Source organism: Symbiopectobacterium sp., from assembly GCF_047692315.1.
GTDB lineage: Bacteria > Pseudomonadota > Gammaproteobacteria > Enterobacterales > Enterobacteriaceae > Symbiopectobacterium.
In genome coordinates, this window is record NZ_JBLLJS010000018.1 from 18931 (window position 1) to 34530 (window position 15600).

Below are 15600 nucleotides of genomic sequence, written 5' to 3' on the forward strand. Positions count from 1 at the left end.
TCATGTTATGGCGCATGCTACGTCAATCCTGGAGCCGTAATGTGCGGCGCAAATCGCTGGCGGTGTTAACGGTGTTTTTAGCCGCCGGGCTGATCTCGGCGCTGCTGGCGGTATCGATCGATATTGGCGACAAAATGGCGCGCGAGCTGAAATCCTACGGTGCCAATATTTTGGTGGAACCTGCCGGACAGGCGGCGCTGTTTGGTAAAAACAGCAATCCGCTAGCCAGCGAAGAATTTCTTGATGAATCTGAGCTGCCCAACATCAAGGATATCTTTTGGCGCAACAATATCGTCGGGTTTGCCCCGTTGCTCAGCGGTGACGTGCTCGTCGGCGGGAAGCATGTTTCCGTGTTGGGAACCTTCTTTTCACAGCCGATCGCCATTCCTGATGAAGAGGATTATCACACCGGGCAAGAGAGCGTCAGCCCTTACTGGCAAGTAACGGGTAACTGGCCGACCGAGCCGGTGAGCGAAAGTGTATTGCAGAGCGGGCTGGGCATTGTGGCGCTGGCAGGGAAACAGCTGGCACAGCAAAACGGCTGGCAGGTCGGGCAAACGCTACGTTTGCAGGGGCCTGAACGTGCGCTTGAGGTGCGCATCAGCGGTATTCTCGCCAGTGGCGGCGATGAAGAAAACCGCCTGGTGATGCCGCTGGCGGCAGTGCAAAACATGCTGGGGCTGGAAGGGAAGGTTCAGGCAATACGCGTTTCTGCGCTGACGGTGCCGGAAAATGAGCTGTCTCGTCGTGCACGGGAGAACCTCGAAGCCCTTAACGCGGAAGAGTATGACTTGTGGTACTGCACTGCCTACGTTTCTTCGATTGCACACCAGCTGGAAGAAGCTATCTCCGGTTCTGTGGTTCGTCCTATCTGGCAGGTTGCTACCTCGGAAGGGGTGGTAATCGACAAGATTCAGTTGCTGTTAGGTGTGGTCACCTTCGCCGCGCTGGCCGCCGCCGCGATGGGTATTGCGTCGTTGATGACCAGTACCATCATGGAGCGTTCCAAGGAAATCGGCTTGATGAAAGCGCTTGGCGCACGGCAGTGGCAGATTATGCTGCTGTTCTATCTCGAAGCGGCGATGAGCGGCTTGTTCGGCGGCGCATTGGGTTGCATCGCGGGCTGGGGGCTGGCGCGCGCTATCGGCCTGATGCTGTTCGACGTACCGCTCAGTTTTGCCTGGGTGGTAATTCCCTGTGTATTGGTGATTGCTATGTTGATTGCCGTGATTGGCACCTGGTTCCCGGCGCGGCGCATTGCGCGGCTCTATCCGGTGGAGGTGCTGTATGGCCGTTAACAAAACGGGTTCAGATAGCTGGGTAAGCGGCATGTTTTGGCGGCTGGTGATGCGTGCTTTGCGTTTGCGCATGCAGCGCGTCAGCGTGGTGTTTGCGGCTCTGACCGTCGGTGCCGCCATTGTGACGGCCATGTCGGCGGTGTACTTTGATATCAACGCCAAAATGAGTCAGGAACTGCGTACCTTTGGCGCCAACTTTTATATTGGCCCGGCGCACGGCGGCACGTTGGCGCAAAGCGGGTTCCAGCCGATTCTCGATAACGCCCCGCCGGGGTTGATCAATGCCGCCAGTCCGTATCTGTATGGCACGGCGCGTACCGAGCTGGAGAAAGTGGTATTGATGGGCGTGTGGTTTGATGCCCTGCGCCAGCTCTCTCCCTACTGGCAGGTAACCGGCGATTGGATTGGCGTTAAGTTTGACGATCGTAACGCGATGATCGGTGTCAAGCTGGCGGAGCGACTGCATGTCAAAGTGGGCGATAACGTCACGCTGGTCGATGGCAGTGAGCGTCAACGCCTGCGCATCAAAGGGATCGTTGAAGCCGGTGATGCCACTGACAACATGCTGATCGTCAACCTGGAACTGGCGCAAAATTGGCTGCAAAAGGAAGGTACCATCAGTAATGCGTTGTTGAGTGTTAGCAACGATCTGGGACAAGTGGATCGCTTTGCTGCCAGTCTGCAAAAGCAATATCCCGATCTGGAAATCCGCCCGATCCTGAAGGTTTCTGCCTCGGAAGGACAGGTGCTCAACAAGATCAAAGGGCTAATGGGGCTGGTTTCCGCGGTAATCCTGGCGCTCTCTTCGCTGTGCGTGAACACCACGCTGATGGCGATTGTCGGCGAGCGCGCCAAAGAGTTTGCGTTGCAGAAAGCATTGGGCGCGAGCGGTAAAGATATTGTGCGCCAGATGTTGGCCGAAACCGGGGTTATTGCACTCGCAGCCGTAGTTTGCGGCTGTCTGCTCGGTTATCTGTTGGCACAGGTGCTGGGGCTGACGGTGTTTAACGCGAGCATTTCGCTGCGTGCGCCCGTGTTGCCGCTGACGCTGCTGTTGTCGTTGCTGGTGGCCGCTGCTGCCGCTGTGTTTCCTACCCGGCGCGCGATCCATGTCGAGCCCGCAAAAGTGTTAAAAGGGGAGTGATTCAATGGGTGTTGCACATAACCCGCAAGAGGCGGTGATTGAAACCCGCCAACTGTACAAACGCTTCGGGCAGGTCACTGCGCTGGAAAACATCAATATTTGCATTCAGCGCGGCGAGTTTGTCGCCATCATGGGCGCATCCGGCTCTGGAAAAACCACGTTGATGAATATCCTCACCTGCCTTGATACCGTGACGGAAGGGCAGGTGTTGCTGGATGGAGTAGATGCAGCGGCGCTGGATGAAGAAGGATGGCGGCGTTTTCGTGCGGACAAAATCGGGCTGGTGTTTCAGCAATTCCACCTGATCCCGTTTCTTACCGCGCTGGAAAACGTGATGCTGGCGCAGCATTACCACAGCGTAGTCGATGAAACGGCGGCGCGTCAGGTGCTGGCGAAGGTGGGGTTGGAACACCGTACCGATCACCTGCCAAGCCAGCTTTCCGGCGGGGAACAGCAGCGCGTCTGCATTGCCCGCGCGTTGGTGAACGAACCACCAGTGATTTTTGCCGATGAACCGACCGGTAACCTGGATGAAGAGAACGAGCAGCGCGTGCTGGCGCTGTTGCAGGATTTGCATCATCAGGGGCGCACCATCGTAATGGTAACGCACAATCCGGAACTGGGGCGTTTTGCTGACCGTATCATCCGCTTGCAGCACGGCAAGTATCTGAGCGAGGAGGTCCAACAACATGCAGTGGCGTAAAGTGATAACGCTAGGGTGCCTGATGGGCGCACTGGCACTGCTGTCGGGCTGCAAAGAAGAGCAGGTGCAGGTTGGTGCACGCGCCCCTGCGCTGGCAGCCTACGATCCTGCCGGGCAACAGGTGGAACTGGCACGCTGGCAGGGCAAACAAGTCTATCTTAACTTCTGGTCTTCCGGTTGCGGTGGTTGTCTGGCGGAGATGGCCACGCTGGAAAAACTGAGCAAAACCTACGCGGATAACGTGGTGGTGGTGGCGGTGAATACCGATCCTGACGGGGTGGATATTGCTGCGCTGTTGGCTCAACAGCACATCAGCTACCCGGTGATCCGCGATCAGTTGGGCATCACTAAAGAGCGCTATCAAGTGGTTGGCACACCGACATCATTTGTGATCGATGCCTCGGGGAAAGTGACGGCGCGGCATGAAGGCGCGCGTAATGAACAGCAATTGACGGCGCTGTTCAAACAGTTAGCCACTGGCGCGTAATTACGTTTAGTCGGTGACGCAGGGGAAATCCTGCGTCACCCTCATGCTTATTTCTCTTGCACCGCCGTATCTACGTTCACCACTACCGGTTTTGGCTTGATGCGCATTGCGCCCACTACGCCCACCAATAAACAGAAAATGCCGCACAGCGTCAGCGGCGGCCATGCCTGTCGCAGCATAAAGGTATAGTCAGCCCAGCCAGCGTTTCAAACACAATCAGCGGTCCTACCAACACGGTAGGCAGGCGTTGGCTGGCCTGATTCCAGCAGAAGGTACCGAGCCAGGAGCAGAGCAGCCCGATCGCCAGCATTAAGCCAATAAACGCCAGTGGGAGCGGGCCAAACGGCAGGACAAAATCCGGTTTCGTCAGGGCAAGTTGACCGCTGACAATGACGTAGGCCAGCAAGGCCATCGGCAACGTTACGATCCCTTGTGCGGTGGCCCAGGTGGTGGATTTTTATCCAGATTACGGCGCAACCAACGCGCATTGCGCAGTGGATACCAGGTCCAGCAGATCACTGCGATAATTGCCATACCGATGCCGCTAAGATAGCGCTCCATATCGACCTGCTCAGCGTGCGCACTCAGTTCCGCCAGATTCACACATAACAGCCCAAGTAAAATCAACAGCAGCGGCGGCGTTAATCGCCACCAGGAGAGAGCCCCTTCCTGTCGTCCATAAAGCAAATTAGTGGTAACGGCAATCACCACGGGCAGGATGTCGATAATCATGGTGGAGACGGGGGCTCCGGTACGCTGAATCGCGCTGGCAAGGAAAAAGTAATAGAGCAGATTGCCGACCGCCGAAAGCTTCAATGCTTCAACCCAATCTGCGCGATTCAAACAACGAGTCGTTTTCTGTCAGCTCACTCCAAAGGCAGCGCTATCAGCCCAAACGCCACATAACGCCCCGCAGACTGCAACGCGGCAGGGTATTCCGGCACCATCAACGGGCCGACGAAGATCAGCCCCCACATCAAACCCGCCGTCAGGGCAAAAACGATACCGCTCAGCATATGACACCCATTACCCGTTAATTCTGAAGGGCTAACCCTTCTCGTGTTGTATCAGGGGAAGCCTAACCGGTAAGCCAGATAACATATTGTAGGATATTGCGCTTTTTCACGGGTGACGGCGGTAGGGCATGACCTGTTTTTGATAGCGAACCGGGGTGATGCCATAACGCTGGGTAAAGCTGCGGGTCAGATGGGCCTGGTCTGTCAGGCCAACTTCAGCAGCTACCTGTGCAGCAGGCATTCCTCGGCACAACAGTTGCTTCGCGCGTTGCAGACGAATTGCCATCAACATCTGATGCGGTGTGACGTGGTAATGCGCTTTGAAACGACGCTGGAAATGATAAGGGCTGAGCGCGGCCACGTCTGCCAGCTCGGCAAGCGTAATCGCGTGAGCAAAGTTGTCATTCAGGTAGTGCTTCACCGCGTCAAAGCGCGATGATGCTTCAGTTTGCAGCGGCTGTGCTACGCGGGCAAAAGGACGAAAAATGTCGATTATCCCCATCATCAGGCTGTCGCAGTCAAGGGGATCGTGCGCCCGCCAGTGGGTCATGGCGTACCACATCGCTGAACCATCAGCCCTGCTCACCAGAGAGTGTCTCTAACTGCACAGGATCAATATAGATCATGCGATAACGCCACCCCTCCTCGCCGACCGCCTGCCCGGTATGAAGCTCATCGGGGTTCATCAACACCAGTGTATCCTGTGCCGCTACGTGCTGAGCACCGCGATAGCGAAAGCGCTCGGCACCAAAGTCAATGGTGCCGATACCAAAGGCGTCATGGGTGTGGGGTTCAAAAGCGCAACGGGCAATATGCGCCTGATACAACTCAACGCCGGGTTGCTGAGGAACATGGCGAAACTGCGCGCGATCCAGAGTACCTTGAAACATCTCTCGGTCGACGCCTTCTTTTTTATCCAGCAATGAGAGAGGGGCGTTATTCATGCGCAGGTCCATGACGTATTTTTGAATGAGTAAGACAAGAATTGTATAAATCATAACAAAAAGATTTATAAATTCGCGATGAAAATTAAATCCATATCAAAAGTGATAATATTAAATTTTTGATTTTAATTATTATTTATGAGTTTCGTGCTGTGGTTCGTGAGGTAAACCATCCCTGATTATTTTCTTAGTAGAAAATAATATAACACAATCCGATTGCTTATTTGTCTCAACGTTTTTTCCCCCGTAATTATACAGCGTTATGAAATAGCGATGTATAGACGGAGAGAAACGTGAATTTTCAACAACTGAAGATTATTCGAGAATCGGCACGGCGCAACTATAATCTGACGGAAGTCGCCAATTCGCTGTTTACGTCTCAGTCGGGGGGTGAGTCGCCATATCCGTGAGCTGGAAGAAGAGCTGGGCATAGAAATTTTTATTCGCCGCGGTAAGCGACTGTTGGGAATGACTGAGCCGGGCAAAGAGTTGCTGGTGGTGGTGGAACGTATTCTGAATGACGCTAACAATATTCGTCGTCTGGCCAATGTATTCACCAATAACGATGTTGGCCAACTGGTGATAGCTACCACACACACCCAGGCACGCTACAGCTTGCCCAATGTGATCAAAGAGTTTCGTGCCATCTACCCTCAAGTTCGATTGGTGCTCAATCAGGGCACGCCGGACGATATTGTTGCCATGCTGCACTCAGGCGAAGCGGATATCGGTATCGCCAGCGAACAACTGATGAATGATGCCACGCTGGCAGCATTTCCTTACTACCGCTGGCATCACGCCATTCTGGTGCCACAGCAGCATCCGCTGGTTGATGTGCCCACGGTAACGCTGGATATGCTCAGTAAACTGCCGTTGATTACTTACCGTCAGGGGATTACCGGACGCTCACGCGTCGATCGTGCGTTTCTGGCTGCGGGTATGACGCCGGATATCGCACTGAGCGCTCAGGATTCGGATGTGATCAAAACCTATGTCGAGTTGGGACTGGGCGTCGGGATTGTTGCCGACCACTCCTATGAACCGGCTCGGGATAAGGGGCTGGTTCGCCTGAATGCTGAGCATCTGTTTGAAGGCAATACGGTGTGGATCGGGCTGAAGAAAAGTCAGCTGCAACGCAATTATGCCTGGAAATTTCTGCAATTGTGCAACAGCGATCTGTCGCTGGATGAGATCAAAGAGAAAGTCTTTTCCGATAACGAAGAATCCGTTATCGATTATCAGATTTAACCCCTTAGACCAGCGGCGAGCGCGGTTTGCTTGATATCGATCAAGTGAACCGCTTTTGGCTGCCATTACGCATCCTGCTGCTTCTTTTCGCTCCCGCCTGACATATCTGCTTTATCTTTTATTTATAACGGTGAATAACCGAGATTTTCACGCGTTTTTCAGTGTTTTATCACATTATTTTGACATAAATGTGATTTTTCGCCCAATTTACCTGCTTGATCTCACGGAAACGGGATACGGGATAGTAGTATCCCCGGCCATAACAATAACCTATGTCTAATGTTTTGCTTTCAGATACAGTCAATTGTCACTCCTTATCCGGTTCGTGCATTGTGTGTTAAGACACATATGCCACACCGAGGGGTTATCAAGGCGTACTGCATCGGCATTCACATTGGTCACATTTTATCTCCGCCACCCTTGTGCGCCGTTCAACCGGAAGAGGGGCGCAGTGGCCGTACGTTCGCGGAACCGGGTGGTCTTGTAATGGAATTCACTATGAAATCAACGAAAATCAGCCTTGCCTGGCAAATCCTTATCGCTCTATGTCTGGGCATCATTGTGGGGGCGGTGCTGCACGAAAACCCCGCCGATCGCCAGTGGCTTATCAGTAACATTCTTAGTCCTGCCGGCGATATTTTTATCCGTCTTATCAAGATGATTGTGGTGCCGATTGTGATCACCACGCTGGTTGTCGGTATTGCGGGCGTAGGGGATGCCAAAAAACTCGGGAGAATTGGTCTCAAAACCATTATCTATTTTGAAGTTATTACCACCTTTGCCATTATCCTCGGTATCACGCTAGCGAACATCTTCCAACCTGGGCATGGCATTGATATGTCTTTGCTGACCTCGGTGGATATTTCGCAGTATCAGAAAACCACCGAACAGGTACAAAGCGGGCCGCACAGCCTGGTTGTTATTGTATTGTCACTGATTCCGCCTAACATTTTTGCGGCAATGGCGCGTGGTGAAATGCTGCCGATCATTCTCTTTTCCGTGATGTTCGGATTGGGGCTGTCCTCACTGCCACAAGCGCACCGCGATCCGGTGCTTAGCGTGTTTCGTGGCGTATCCGAAACCATGTTTAAAGTCACGCATATGATCATGCGCTATGCGCCGGTTGGGGTCTTTGCGCTGATTTCGGTGACGGTGGCCAACTTTGGTTTTGCCTCGTTGTGGCCGCTCGCCAAACTGGTTATCCTGGTGTATGTCGCCATTCTGTTCTTCGCGCTGGCGGTGCTGGGCATCGTGGCGCGTTTGTGCCGTCTGCGTATCACTATGCTGATTCGCATTTTGAAAGACGAACTGATTCTGGCTTATTCCACTGCCAGTTCCGAAACCGTGTTGCCGCGTATCATTGAAAAAATGGAAGCCTACGGTGCGCCGAAATCGATCACCAGTTTTGTGGTGCCGACGGGCTATTCGTTTAATCTGGATGGTTCAACGCTGTATCAGAGCATCGCCGCCATTTTTATTGCTCAGCTTTACGGTATTGATCTCTCGCTGTGGCAAGAGATTGTGCTGGTGTTAACGCTGATGCTGACGTCGAAAGGGATTGCCGGTGTGCCGGGCGTTTCCTTTGTGGTGCTGCTGGCAACCTTGGGCAGCGTGGGCATTCCGCTGGAGGGGCTGGCCTTTATCGCCGGTGTGGATCGCATCATGGATATGGCGCGCACAGCGCTGAACGTGGTGGGCAATGCACTTGCCGTACTGGTAGTTGCAAAGTGGGAAGGGCAGTTTGATGAAGAGAAAGCCCGTGCCTACGAGCATGAAATTAAGGGCGTTGCCCCTACTCTGGTGTAGAGTAAGCTCTAATCCCGCTTTTTGACAGACGCCGTAAAAAAAACCGCCCGAGAATCGGGCGGTTTTTTTTCTGGTAAGGATCAGAGGAAGCCGTACATTGCGGCGAACACCCAGCCAAACACACACGATGTGGATACGCCAATCAACCCCGGCAGAATAAAGCTGTGGTTGATAACGAAGCGACCAATCTTGGTGGTACCGGAGCGGTCAAACTGGATTGCAGCCAGATCGCTTGGGTAGGTTGGCAGAATGTAGTAGCCGTAGCAGGCGGGTGCAGGGGCAACGATATACGCCGGGTCGACACCGATGGCTAACGCTACCGGCACGATCGCCGCCAGTGCCGCTGCCTGAGAGTTAACAAACTTCGATACCAGCAGCAGGATCAGTGCATAGGCCCACGGGTACTCTTTTACCAGCGTGCCCAGCGTTGCCTTGATTTGATCCAGGTGCGCACCGAACATGGTCTCTGCCATCCAGGCAATGCCATACACCGCGACGATTGCGATCATCCCTGAGCGGAATACCTCGTTTTTGGAGATATTAGCCGGGTTGATTTTGGTGGCAATAATAATCACAGCGCCAGCAAACAGCATGAACATCTGGATGACCAGCACCATGGAGAGTGGCTTGCCGCCAAAGCTTGGACGCAAGTCGGCATCGGCACCGAGAATGGCTACCGCAGCAATGGCAGCCAGGAAGATCCACATGGCAACCCAGTTGCTCTTGGGCAGTTTTTTGTCCAGCAGCGTGGCGGTATCACCGTAAACGTAATGCTTGTTTTCCGGCACAGAGATAAATTTCTGGAAGTCTTCATCTTTATCCAGATCTTTACCACGGAACCAACTGAAAATACCAATTGCCAGGATACCTAACAGCGTTGATGGAATGGTAATGGCCAGCAAATCGAGGAATTCCAGGTGGCGACCGTTGAAGGTAAAATTCCCCAGCATAGCAACTAACGAAACCACCGCCACGGAAACCGGGCTGGCGATAATCCCCATTTGTGCGCCGATCGAACTGGCAGCCATGGGCCGTTCTGGACGAATATTATTTTTGATGGCGACATCATAAATAATAGGCAGGATGGTATACACCACGTGGCCTGTACCGCAAAGAATCTCAGGATACAGGTGACAAACGGTGCAATGATAGAAACGTATTTCGGGTTGCGGCGCAGCAGACGTTCTGCGATTTGCAGCATCACATCCAATCCGCCGGAGGCCTGGAGGGTGGCGGAAGCAGCAACCACTGCGATAATCACCAGCATCACGTCGACGGGCGGCGTGCCAGGTTTGAGTTTAAACACAAAGACCAGAATAACCAGCCCGATACCGCCGAGCAGGCCCAGTGCTATACCGCCTTTTCTCGCCCCGTAAAAAAGGCATGATAAAATCCATAGGTACCCCATTGCTCAATATTGACGAGATAAATTAATTAAATTGGCTTACTGTCGTCGGGGGTACTATAGGGATTATTTGATTATTATTTATTTGATCCACGTCTATAATTTTTTATATTTACAAACTTTAATTCAAATAAAAGAAGCAGATCCCAATAATAATCTTTATTTGGTTTATTTAGTTATTTAACTCTAAAATTAATTATATTAGAAAAATTAAAACACAATATAAACTTATTAAGTTAACTTCTTAAGGTAATGTTTATTATATTTTTCACTGTTGTTTTTATTTTGCTGTCTTATTGATTCAGTTAGGTTTGTTTTTTGCTACCAAAGCGATAATAAAAGAGCATGTCGCATTTTTTGTTGGTAGTCATTATCTATGATAATGATTTTCAATGTCGTTACCTCTTTCGTGATAAAGCGTTTTTTGCATTATCACGCAGCCGTTACAGCAATGAATGTGCCAGTTGTCATGTTATGGTTTCTGGAAAAATCGGTTTTCACCTTTATTGCGCTTTCCCCTCCAGAAAAGGAAATCCATAGCGATGTTTTTTTATAGCATAATCGGCTATTAAAAAAATTATTTACTGTCTGATTTAAGAATAACTTTAGTTATCGTGAAGAAAATACACAGGTGACGGATGTGATGTTTCGCGGCTTTCAATTCAACAAAGCGGGTCGCTATAAGCAGGCAGAGATGTTCGACTACACTTAATGCTACGAGCACGTAGTTAGCAATAGGGGGAAGAGGTCAATATGGCGGAGCAAAAAGCGGACGATCCCAAAGCGGTAACCGTTGGCGATGGGCTGGCTAAAGTGCATGAAGCCACAGAGCAGCTAACGGAAGAGGGAAATCGAGGCATTGGCTGAAGAAGCGCGCGCGGCAGCGCAAGATGCCAGGAAGGAGCGTGCAGGCTAATCGTGATGAGGTGCATGAAAGTGGCAGGTTTTTTTGCACACTTAGCGTAGCGATGTAGAGAAAGCATAGACCGAGAACAGACTGATTTTCTGGTGACGAGGATGCAATGATGCATGACAAACTGCTGATAGACGGTAAGCTGGAAGCGGGCCAGGGCGCTGCGCTGGTTGTATTCAACCCCGCCACGGGAGAGGAAATCGCACGTATACCCCAGGCTGAACTGCACCAGGTTGATGCAGCCGTGCGTGCCGCAGAGAGTGCCTTTGCACAATGGGGACAGACCACGCTAAAAACGCGTTCGCTGCTACTGCTTGAATTAGCGGATTCTATTGAACAACATGCCGAAGAGTTTGCACGTCTGGAGTCGTTGAACTGCGGCAAGCCTTATCACGCCGCGTTAAATGATGAGTTGCCTGCCGTGGCAGACGTTTTTCGCTTTTTTGCCGGAGCAGCAAGATGCCTGAGTGGCTCCGCCGCCGGTGAATATCTGGAAGGGCACACTTCGATGATCCGACGCGATCCCGTCGGCGTTGTGGCACCGATCGCACCGTGGAACTACCCATTGATGATGGCCGCCTGGAAGCTGGCCCCGGCGCTTGCTGCCGGTAACTGTGTAGTATTAAAGCCCGCAGAGCAAACACCACTCACAACCTTCCACCTGGCGTCGTTGCTGGCAGACATTTTCCCTGCCGGTGTCGTCAATGTGGTGTTTGGTACGGGGGCGGCGATAGGTGATGCGTTGACCGGGCATCCACTGGTGAATATGGTTTCACTTACCGGATCGATTGCAACGGGCGCGCACATTCTGTCGCATATCGCTTCCAGTATCAAACGTACGCATATAGAATTAGGCGGTAAAGCGCCGGTTATTGTGTTTGGTGATGCCAATATCGCTCAGGTAGTAGATGGCATCCGCAGCTTTGGTTTTTACAACGCCGGGTAAGATTGCACGGCAGCGTGCCGTTTGTATGTGCAGCGTAGCGTCTATGATGAAGTGGTGAGCAAACTGGGTCAGGCCGCCTCCAGCCTCAATATGGGCGACCCGAACAGCACGGAAACTGAACTGAGGCCATTGATCACCGCCGCACAGTTGGATCGAGTCGCCGGGTTTGTCGAACGGGCCAGCGCGTTGCCGCATATTCAGGTGATTACGGGGGGCAGCGTGTTGATGGGCCCGGATACTACTATCAGCCGACTGTCCTGGCGGGGGCATTGCAGGATGATGAAATCGTGCAAAAAGAGGTGTTTAGCCTGGTAGTTGTAGCGCGGCGAATTTTTTCGCATAGAATAACGAATCATTTTGCATGCTGAAAAAGGTGATTAAATTGGGATTTAGCATTGTGCAAAATGATTCGTGTTATTTACTGTGGTTTTGGATATGGCTGAACTTTGAACAGTTTCTCGTTTAATCGCTTGCGGGCGTTTTTATGCAAAAACCGGATGTACCTGAACTGCCTAAATCGGTGTGTTGTAGCTCTGGCCCGGTTTTCTCGTAAGTAGCGTCCTCTATCCCCTCCTCGTGCAACTGCATTCATGGCGATTGAGTGATACCACTCGCCATCCAGTTCATAGAACGTCGATTCATGATTGCCGATGTAGTCGAAATTACTTGCTTGATAGACAACGCCTTGCTTGCCACAGCGCTCGTCTGCAAACGATTGAACCCACTGAACGCTGGGAAAGAGAAGTTTAATAGTTTTTAATGCATAGCTGATAGCGCGAGATTCAGAATTCTTTGGCATCACATCGTGAAGCCAAAGACGATTTAATTCCATGTAGTCCCTGTTTCCAGTGCCAGCAACAACACGTGCACCTGAGCTGGGATTTAACGCATATCCCCACTGCATCACCCCAACGAGCTCACGCTCGGAAAATACGCCTAAATGAAGATATGAATTGTTAACAAAGCGCCCGCTATAATGCTTACTTGACACAACAACCCTTGCTAGCCAGCATGGGATGGTTTCGACTCTCAATTCTTGAGAGCTATACCCTACGATTAACCCTTTGTATTTAACAGGTTCCGGCTTGGTCAAAATTCGTGATGCATTTTTATACATGATGTGTCCATACTCTTTATGATCGATTTAACAGATCAATTTTCATTAATTGATTTGCCTTGCCGATCATTCTTGCACCAGTACTGACTCATCTCTCACATGAACTATTTCAGTGGTAACACTGATAGAAAAGCCCGCCGATATTGGCGGGCAGAAATGGCGTGGTTATTGTTGTGGTTGTTGCGGCCAGTCGATATCCGGGGCGGTACTGACATCAATACGATTCAACATCACCCGGTAGGTTTTCCATTCTGTTAACGCTGCTTTCTCTTCATCCGTTGCCATGTCCAGATCAACCGCATCGCTCAACGTTTGAATACGCGCATTTGCCACCGTCAGGCGTGAGGTTAATTCCTGTTGTGCCGCCTGCTGCGCGGCTTGTGATTCTGCGGCTTGTTGTGCTGCCGTATCTGTTACCCATTTTTTCCCGTCCCAGGCATCAAATTCGGTTGCTGGTTCAAGCAACGTGAACCCTTCGATTAGCTCACCGATAGTAGTGATAAGAGAGGCTTCGCGCGTCTCTGTGTTATAGGCTGTTTTACCGCGATAGTCGGGCACATGCTCCCAGGTCATACCGTCGAGACTGCGCAATAATGCCTGACCGGCGGAGGGTAAGTCTGGTTCGTCGGGGTAACTGTGTGCAGGCAATCCCACACCAAGCATGAGATATTCCATGCTTGCGCTTTGATATTCGCGCGTGACCGGATGTGCATGATAGACAGTTATCCAGCCTGCATTTTCGCTGAGTCCATTTTCGCCTAATTTGGCGGTTTCAATATCAGTGGAATAATTGCTCATTATGCTGCTCTCATAATGTAGTTAAAGGCGATGTTGCGGGGGCGGTTTTCGTTTGCGGTAGGGACTGCGCGTGATGCGTCAAGCCTGGCCGGATACCATGCGTTGGCGTTGCCGCTAGACATAACACTTTGATAGTTATCTGTGTCATGCAGCTTTTCACTTGTGTCGTAATACAAAGCGCCGCTTGCTGAATCAGTTTTTACTACACCGTCAGCATCGTACCCATAAAACAGGCTGCCCCGGATATTCCTGATTGCGTCCCCCTGGCTAGACAACAGTACACGCCCGGCATCGATACCGCGCCCGTCATCCAAGCCACGGATAAACTCACCGCGCAAGTCTGGTAAATTGCCGCTCGGATAACGCGCGGCGAGAATGGGATAAAGCGTTTTGTTAAATCCCTGCCCGTTGCATTTCAGAAATCCCGCAGGTGCAACAGCACCGGGGAACGGCAGCGGAATACCCGCAAATTTATTGACTGATAACGCGCCGATTAATGATGGCGTTAATTCGGCGCCATCAGGTGTTCTCCAGAAGCCGTTGGAGCCGGCTACGGCATTGTGGCCTTGTGATAAAACTCTACCAGATGAGCCGCCAATGAGGATGTTTACTGTCTTGCCAGATGCCACCCCGACATCAACATTCCCATTTTCCTTAAGAGTGATCGAATTCAATGCTGTAGAGTGTTGATTAGCCCAAGCGACAGCAAAATCCCCACCGCCTTTCCCAATATACCAATGCGCTGAACCGTCTGCTTTTTGACCACGAATAAAACTAGACTGAGTATCAACAAGCGGCTTTAATTGGAAAGCTTCACCATTCTTAACAAATCTCTTATTTCCAGTTATGTCTTGTGACGATTCAGTATTAACATGCTCAGACCAAGTGCTCCAGGCTCCATTGCTTAAGACTTTGTATTTAGCTACTGAATCAGTCAGAGGGTACGCAACCAATGTTGCATAGTTTTCTGAGCTTCTTTTGAAGTCATAAATAGCTGCAAAACCAGCACCGTTAATCAGCGGAGTATTTCCCGAAAACACCATGCTTTGCTTATTTGAAAGGTATATATTTACGTCGGTGGTGTTATCAAGAAATATAGCAATTCCACCAAGCCCGCCATGAGCACCATTAAGCAATACCGCTCCGGCGGTACCATTAATTGCTGTTGCCTGCTTAACAAGGTTTGCGCTTGTCCACAGCCTTGACCACTCACTTGCAACGCCATTAGCAATTTGGCGCACTCTAAAATCAACGCCGCCGCCATCGCGCTCCAACAAGTCCCAGCCATATGTTGCAGCTTCCTGCACATGAAGCCCTGACGCACCCGTGCTACCGAAAGGGTTATCTGCGTGATTAGCGGTGTAACTAAAGAAATTGCACCCGGTAGCGCCAGCAGGCCAGCAGTACGAGGGCGGGCGTTTGCGCCTAACCCATGGCCTCCATTAATAACCACCGCGCCAGCGGTTGTGTCATCTTGCGACTTCTGTAGCTGGGTGGTATTTACTTTCTTATCTAATGCAGTGTCTGTTTCTGCTATTGTGTACGCCCCGATATCACCCGCGCCCAGCGTGATATCTGCGTTTAATGTTTTATTGTTTATTTTACGAGCCTGGAGAACAAAATTCTTTTTCAGCGCAGCCAGCAACTGGTCGCTTTTAGTCGGGTCTGTTGAAACACCCACATCGGTCATAATGGCAATAATTTCAGCCTGCACATTTCTAATGGCAGACTGGGCATTATTCATAAATAACGCTGTGACAATGGTTCCCAGCTCT

General features: G+C 51.3%; 7 protein-coding genes and 7 pseudogenes. 7 read left to right on the forward strand and 7 right to left on the reverse strand.

Going from position 1 to position 15600, the window contains the following annotated elements:
* Positions 1–2 precede the first annotated feature (2 nt).
* The 4 genes from ACMZI0_RS08785 to ACMZI0_RS08800 are packed head-to-tail and all read left to right on the forward strand — an operon-like array spanning position 3 to position 3632.
* Positions 3–1298 carry an ABC transporter permease gene (locus tag ACMZI0_RS08785; protein ID WP_415672665.1) on the forward strand — a complete coding sequence of 432 codons (1296 nt, stop codon included), beginning with the start codon at positions 3–5 and terminating at the stop codon, positions 1296–1298.
* 31 nt (positions 1299–1329) lie between these two features.
* A complete protein-coding gene (locus tag ACMZI0_RS08790; protein ID WP_415672671.1) occupies positions 1330–2442 on the forward strand; it encodes an ABC transporter permease in 1113 nt (370 codons plus the stop codon).
* A gap of 4 nt (positions 2443–2446) precedes the next feature.
* Entirely contained in the window at positions 2447–3145 is a 699-nt protein-coding gene (locus ACMZI0_RS08795) for an ABC transporter ATP-binding protein (RefSeq protein ID WP_415672666.1), read from the forward strand.
* Positions 3132–3632, forward strand: a complete 501-nt coding sequence (locus ACMZI0_RS08800) for a TlpA family protein disulfide reductase (RefSeq protein WP_415672667.1) — start codon at positions 3132–3134, stop codon at positions 3630–3632. Before ACMZI0_RS08795 ends, ACMZI0_RS08800 begins: the two co-directional genes overlap by 14 nt.
* 47 nt (positions 3633–3679) lie before the next feature.
* Here ACMZI0_RS08800 and ACMZI0_RS08805 read toward each other — a convergent pair.
* Positions 3680–4648: pseudogene (locus ACMZI0_RS08805) on the reverse strand (DMT family transporter).
* A gap of 106 nt (positions 4649–4754) precedes the next feature.
* A pseudogene (locus tag ACMZI0_RS08810) lies at positions 4755–5592 on the reverse strand (helix-turn-helix domain-containing protein).
* Positions 5593–5885: 293 nt separating this feature from the next.
* On the opposite strand from ACMZI0_RS08810, the pseudogene cbl reads away from it, so the two are divergent.
* Both cbl and gltP read left to right on the forward strand, forming a co-directional pair.
* Positions 5886–6840: pseudogene (gene cbl / locus ACMZI0_RS08815) on the forward strand (HTH-type transcriptional regulator Cbl).
* A 498-nt stretch (positions 6841–7338) separates the two neighbouring features.
* On the forward strand, positions 7339–8646 hold the full coding sequence (gene gltP / locus ACMZI0_RS08820; protein ID WP_415672668.1) for a glutamate/aspartate:proton symporter GltP: 1308 nt from the start codon (positions 7339–7341) through the stop codon (positions 8644–8646).
* Positions 8647–8726: 80 nt separating this feature from the next.
* Here the strand turns inward: gltP and ACMZI0_RS08825 are convergent.
* Positions 8727–10054 (reverse strand): annotated as a pseudogene (locus ACMZI0_RS08825) (anaerobic C4-dicarboxylate transporter).
* 1022 nt (positions 10055–11076) lie between these two features.
* On the opposite strand from ACMZI0_RS08825, the pseudogene ACMZI0_RS08830 reads away from it, so the two are divergent.
* Positions 11077–12227, forward strand: a pseudogene (locus tag ACMZI0_RS08830) (aldehyde dehydrogenase family protein); the annotation flags it as partial.
* A 101-nt stretch (positions 12228–12328) separates the two neighbouring features.
* On the opposite strand, the gene ACMZI0_RS08835 reads toward ACMZI0_RS08830, so the two are convergent.
* The 4 genes and pseudogenes from ACMZI0_RS08835 to ACMZI0_RS08850 all read right to left on the reverse strand — a co-directional run.
* Positions 12329–13027 (reverse strand): protein mom, encoded by a 699-nt coding sequence (locus ACMZI0_RS08835; protein ID WP_415672669.1) that lies wholly within the window; start codon positions 13025–13027, stop codon positions 12329–12331.
* Between the two features lie 165 nt (positions 13028–13192).
* Complete coding sequence (locus ACMZI0_RS08840) at positions 13193–13825, reverse strand: tail fiber assembly protein (RefSeq protein ID WP_415672670.1); 633 nt, start codon at positions 13823–13825, stop codon at positions 13193–13195.
* Positions 13825–14289: pseudogene (locus tag ACMZI0_RS08845) on the reverse strand (phage tail protein); the annotation flags it as partial. The pseudogene ACMZI0_RS08845 and the gene ACMZI0_RS08840, both read right to left, overlap by 1 nt.
* A 605-nt stretch (positions 14290–14894) precedes the next feature.
* A pseudogene (locus ACMZI0_RS08850) lies at positions 14895–15600 on the reverse strand (hypothetical protein); the annotation flags it as partial.

What these genes read in the sequence shown, in the direction of transcription:
- ACMZI0_RS08800 (WP_415672667.1), top strand. Translation starts at nt 3,132, where the DNA reads ATGCAGTGGCGTAAAGTGATAACGCTAGGGTGCCTGATGGGCGCACTG.
- ACMZI0_RS08790 (WP_415672671.1), top strand. Translation starts at nt 1,330, where the DNA reads ATGTTTTGGCGGCTGGTGATGCGTGCTTTGCGTTTGCGCATGCAGCGC.
- ACMZI0_RS08785 (WP_415672665.1), top strand. Translation starts at nt 3, where the DNA reads ATGTTATGGCGCATGCTACGTCAATCCTGGAGCCGTAATGTGCGGCGC.
- gltP (WP_415672668.1), top strand. Translation starts at nt 7,339, where the DNA reads ATGAAATCAACGAAAATCAGCCTTGCCTGGCAAATCCTTATCGCTCTA.
- ACMZI0_RS08840 (WP_415672670.1), bottom strand. Translation starts at nt 13,825, where the DNA reads ATGAGCAATTATTCCACTGATATTGAAACCGCCAAATTAGGCGAAAAT.
- ACMZI0_RS08835 (WP_415672669.1), bottom strand. Translation starts at nt 13,027, where the DNA reads ATGTATAAAAATGCATCACGAATTTTGACCAAGCCGGAACCTGTTAAA.
- ACMZI0_RS08795 (WP_415672666.1), top strand. Translation starts at nt 2,447, where the DNA reads ATGGGTGTTGCACATAACCCGCAAGAGGCGGTGATTGAAACCCGCCAA.